The sequence below is a fragment of the Thiomonas sp. genome, from assembly GCF_054608695.1.
This window is the reverse complement of record NZ_JBTRXV010000154.1, coordinates 1-5030: the sequence shown is the minus strand read 5'-3', so window position 1 is coordinate 5030 and position 5030 is coordinate 1. Positions and strand designations below refer to the sequence as shown.

4 protein-coding genes and 1 pseudogene are annotated in these 5030 nt (G+C 70.2%); all 5 read right to left on the bottom strand.

The window, feature by feature from the left end; all coding sequences use genetic code 11:
- A pseudogene (locus ACYCUK_RS23210) lies at positions 1–797 on the bottom strand (hypothetical protein); the annotation flags it as partial.
- Between the two features lie 13 nt (positions 798–810).
- A complete protein-coding gene (locus ACYCUK_RS23205; protein ID WP_461596962.1) occupies positions 811–1911 on the bottom strand; it encodes a hypothetical protein in 1101 nt (366 codons plus the stop codon).
- 15 nt (positions 1912–1926) lie between these two features.
- Positions 1927–3222 carry a class I SAM-dependent methyltransferase gene (locus ACYCUK_RS23200; protein WP_461596961.1) on the bottom strand — a complete coding sequence of 432 codons (1296 nt, stop codon included), beginning with the start codon at positions 3220–3222 and terminating at the stop codon, positions 1927–1929.
- 90 nt (positions 3223–3312) lie between these two features.
- Positions 3313–3615, bottom strand: coding sequence for a hypothetical protein (locus ACYCUK_RS23195; RefSeq protein WP_461596960.1), 303 nt, complete (start codon positions 3613–3615; stop codon positions 3313–3315).
- 44 nt (positions 3616–3659) lie between these two features.
- Positions 3660–4838 carry a hypothetical protein gene (locus tag ACYCUK_RS23190; RefSeq protein WP_461596959.1) on the bottom strand — a complete coding sequence of 393 codons (1179 nt, stop codon included), beginning with the start codon at positions 4836–4838 and terminating at the stop codon, positions 3660–3662.
- Positions 4839–5030: the final 192 nt, after the last annotated feature.

The window sequence follows — 5030 nt, the reverse complement described above, 5'->3', positions numbered from 1 at the left end:
GTGCCGCTGATGCCGTAGACGGCCACTGTGGACGCCATCGGCAGGGTCAGGGCGCCGCCGGAGGCCGCGAGAGGGATGCCGTTGCTGGTCGTCAGGGACGAGGACACGGAGCCGAAGCCGAGGTAGATGGATGCGGTGCCGTTGTTGATCACGACGATGCTGGTCCGGTTGCTGAGGCCGCTGTCGAGGCGGGTCGCGCTGGTCCCCACCGTGACGGCGGTCGGGGCGGAGGCCGAGGTTGGGGCCGTGGAGCCGCCCGACGAGCCGCCGCCGCCCCCTGCAGCCGTCACCGATGCCGTGTACAGCACCACGAGGTTCTGCACGACCCCGCTCGCCGAAACACTGAAGTCGATCGACTGCCCCGACACCACCGGGATCGGGAACGGCCCCCCGGCGGCCCCCGCGGTCAGGGCGGTGCCGCCGTTGAGGTCGATCCACTTGATGCCGCCATTCACCGTGAAGATGAAGGTGGAGGCCGTATCGACGGCGCCCGAGAGGACCACGGTGCCGTTGGCGGGCACGCGCCAGCCCCGGCCGCCGAAGACACCCTGGTTGGCGGTCACGTAGAGGCGAACCGCCTGAAAGACGGTCTGCGGGAAGTTGGAGGTCGGGACGAACTCGGCGGGTGCCTGCCCACCGGGGACGTAGCGCGGGGGGAGCCACAGCCCCCCCGGCACCCCGGCGGGCGACCGGCCCTGCACGATCCCGAGGGCACGGGCCACGTCCGGGGGGAGGTCGGCCACGTCCACCCCGGCGAGGGCCTGGCCGTGCGGGCCGTAGACGGTCCCGATGCCCACGGGCGACACCCCCTCAGATGAACAGGCCCGCGATGGCCTTGTCGAAGACGTATGGGTCGGAGAGTTCGGTACGGTCCTTCACGAGCCCGAACAGCACCGCGAGGGTATCGGACATGCTGCACTGCGCCACCTGGACCCGGATGCCGTAACTGCCGTCCGTGCCGCCCTGGCCGGTCTTGGCGTTCAGTTGCAGGGTGTCGATCGCGGGGAGCCAGAAGTGCCAGTCGCTGTCGTCAACCTGCTGGAACCCCATCCCCTGGACGGTGACGTAGGTGGAGTTGTCGCGCGAGATGGGGACGGCGACGTTGGAGGCACCGGGGATGCCCAGCCGGATCAGGATGGGGAAGCGGCCCGCGAAACCGCCCGTGGCGGTCCGGCGCAGGTCGGCGGTGTACCCGGCGAAATTGGCCGAAGAGGAGGTCGTTGAGGGATAGAACCAGTCGGGCGTCTCCTGGTAGGCGCGCCCCCGGAACAGGTTCTCCCGCAGCCATTCCGCCGAGTTCGGTCCGCCGTACCCCGCATCCACGATCGACTTCAGCGCGTCCAGGCCGCTCATGGTGACATCGCCGCTGGCGTCGAGGACGTTCAGGTTCTGCAGGGCCGTCAGTTCCGCCGCCGTGAGGGCGTACCACTGACCCGCACCGCCGCTGAGGCCGTCCCGCTGGGCCAGGAGCTTGTCGATCGCGGTCAGGCGCCGCAGCCGCATGCCGAAGTTGGTCTGCCAGTTCGCGGTGGCGGAGGCGTTGTTATTGACCAACTGCGCCTGCACGTTGTACACGCCCGCCACCTTGGCCGGCTCCTGCAGGAAGCGCGTGTGGGCCGCCGCGGTGTTGCCGGGGGCCGAGGTGAGCCCGGGGTTGTCTGCGCTGTCGGCCGAGTACGTCAGGAAGGTGGTGCCCGCGGTGTCCCGGCTCGTCTGGATCATGGAGACCTCGGCCCGCCAGGTCGGGGACCCCTTGACGTTCCAGTCCTTCAGGTTGATGAGGGGCGTGGTGCCCGTCGAGAGACTGGATGCGTTGCCGGTCCCGGCGAACGGCCAACCCGTCCAGACGGACTCCTCCATGAGGTACTTGGCCTGCTGGGCCTGCGCGACCTGGAAAATGGCATCCGCCACGACGATCCCTCCCCTTCAGACGTACAGGACCCCGATGCCCGCCCACCCCTGCTGCGGGTCCTCGATGATCTCCCGGTGCCGGCAGCGGCCCCGCAGGTCCGCCCACACCTCGTCCACCGCGCTCAGGTTGCGGTCGGGGTGACGGCAGATGTCGTGGAAGGCGACGATGCCGCCGGGCCGCACCAGGGGGGCGAACGTGTCGAAGTCGGCGCGCACGCCCGCTGCGCTGTGGTCGCCGTCGATGAAGAGGAAGTCCACCGGCCGGTCCCCGAGTTCCGCGCGTATCGCCGCCAGCGCCTCCGGGGCGTGGGAATCGGCCGCCAAGAGGCGCAGGGTCTGGCCGGCGCGGTGGGGGATGTGCTCGGGTGGCCACGCATCCACCCCGATCAGCAGGGCGTCGTCGGCCGCGCCCAGCGCCCAACGCCCGAGGGTGCCGCCCTGGGCGACCCCCACCTCCAGAACCGTGGCGGGGCGTAGGTCGGCCACCATGTCCATGGCCCGCTCCAACTCCGACCGCACCTGCTGCGCCGGGGGCAGGCTCGCCAGGACCGCTAGCCCCTCCGGCCGGCCGGTTTGCACGACACCGGCCCGGCCCACCGCCTCGCCGACCCATGACGCCTCTGCGCAGGGGTGGTTGTGCTTGCACTCGGGGGCGTGGATGTGCCAGCGGGCCCCGAAGGAAGACATCCACACGCACACCCGGCCGTCGAGGTCGCCCCACTTGCCGGACTCCCACCCGGCGGGGTGCTCACGCTGGAAGGCCGCGGAGAAGCGGGAGAGACCGAAGCCGGCGTAGTCGGCCCACCGGTCATCGATGGTCCCCCAGCGGGTTCCGCCGTCCTCCAACCGCACCCGGTGGCAGAAGGGCTCCCAGCACTTCCCGTTCATGTCCGGGCGCCGGTGGGCGTACCGGGCCGAGAGGGCGTCGAGGTCGATGTTCAGGCGCTTCAGGACCGCCAGGCTCTCCTCGTCCAGTTCCGGCACCTTCGCCTGCATGTAGTCGATGGTCTGCAGGGCGTCACTGGCGAAGTGCAGGCGGTACGCCTGGGCGCAGGCCGCCTCCGGGCACGCCTCCAGGTGCAGGAGCATGTCGAGCGTCGGCACCATGTCGTGCTCGAGGATGCAGAGGTCGCCGGCCCCCCACCGCTCCCGCAGGGCGTCTTCGTAGGCGTGCTCGCCGTCAAGGGCGAGGTGTTCCACCTGCCACCCACGGGACAACAGGGCGGGCTCCAAAACCTGCAGGGCGGCCCACGTCTCGCGCTGGCGGGCCTGATAGCCGGGGAGCGGGCTGTGCACATGGAGCAGGCGCATGACCGGGCCCCCTTCGGGGCCAGCATAGCAAAGCGGGCCCCCTCCACCGCTTGGAGGGAGCCCGCCCCGGTTCACGCCGCGCGCCGGACCCTACTCGTCCGCCCCGACCTCGCCGGCGGGGACGTACTCGATCCACACGCCGCTGTTGGTGCCCAGGCTGGAGTTCGCCGTCAGGGTGGCGCTCGGCGACTCCGCCGTGCCGGTGAAGGCGAAGGCGTTGCTCACGCTGGACGTGGCGGTCGTGATGGTGCCGGTCTGCATGGCGATCGCCGTCGCCGCCCCGTTGAGGAAGTACACGCCCTTGATCGCCGCCGCCGGGCACGTGAGCGTGATGGTGCCGCTCGCCGACACCTGCCGCACCTCGGTCTTGGTCTTCAGATAGGCCGCTGCCACGGATCAACCCTCCCAAGCCGGCACCCGCGGCCGGCCGCGCATTCTCAGGCGACTTCGACCTTGGTGCCGGCGGCCGCGAAACTGGCATCCCCGGCCGCGATGGTCCCGGAGACCGACTGGAACACCGGGGCCACGTTGTTGCGGTGCATCAGGACCCGCCCGAGGGCGTCGACGTTCGCCAGCGTCACGACCTGCGTGCCGTTGCCGCCGCCAGTCGTGGTCTCGTTCCCGTAGGCGAGGTTGTTGGAGTTCGCCGTCACGAACTTGCCCTGGTCGGTCTCCTGCGGGGTCAACTGGCCGCCGACGCTCCACGCCACGTAAGCCTGCTGGCCCGCGGTGTAGAGATTGAAGCCGGCGCGGTCGTACAGGACGGCATCCTTGCTGTTCTGCAGGGCCTCGCCCGGGTCGTAGACGCTGGAGATGCCGTTCACCGTATCGGCGGACGAGACGTTGCCGGTGTTGCCGCGGACACTGTTGCTGTCCGAGAGCACATACCGGGCGCCGCTGGCCGCCGCCTTGGCGTTGTAGGCATAGACGATCCGGCGGTTGACCTTCACGCCGGTCTGGCTCGTGCCGCCGGGGCCGTTCGTCCAGCCGTCCAGCGTCCCGAGACCCGGCCACTCGTGGGTCGCCGTGAACGCCTCCGTGGGCGGCACGTCCCACTGGATGGTGCCGTCATACGGGTAGCCCAGGAACTCCTCGAGGTCGGTGGCGTCGAGGAAGTCGCCGTACACCCGGACGCGCATCGGGACGATGGCGCTGCTCGTCCAGCCGGCCGACGAGGCGACGTGGAGCGTCAGGCTCTTGTCCACCTTGTAGCCGGTGATCTTCGTGGGCAGGTTCTCCACCGGGTTGATCAGGTTCTCACGCAGCATCTCGCGGGTGGAGTACCCCAGCAGCAGGAAGACCTGCGCCGCCTCGGGGTTGAACTTCGCCCGGCCGAAGGTCGGCAGCATGTTGACGGGGTACCCGACATCGAAGACCTGGTAGTTGCTCAGGTCGGCCGTCCCGTTGGAGAACCAGATCGAGGCGTCGGGGAAGGTCACGGCATCCTGGATCGGCGACGTGACCGTCACCAACAGGGCCTCGCCGACCAACCCCTGCGGGATCAGGGACGAGATGTTGGCGTTGGTCAACTTGGCGCTGTTGGACCCGGACACCAGAGACGCGCTGCCGCTGGTCGGGCAGCGGAAGTCCGTCTGGCCGGCCGCCAGGCTGTTCACCGTCACGTCCAGGAGCTTGGGACGGGTCTTATATGCGGTCCAGCTCGGCATCGGTCACAAACCTCCCGTGGGCCCGATTACCGCGGTCCCTCAGAACGCCGCGCGGCCAAAGGTCCCACCGCGGTAACCCCGCAGCGTGCGGGCCGCCGGAGGCGTGGCGACCGGGGCCGCCGCCGCGTTGCCGCCCCGCAG

What these genes read in the sequence shown, in the direction of transcription:
- ACYCUK_RS23200 (WP_461596961.1), bottom strand. Translation starts at nt 3,222, where the DNA reads ATGCGCCTGCTCCATGTGCACAGCCCGCTCCCCGGCTATCAGGCCCGC.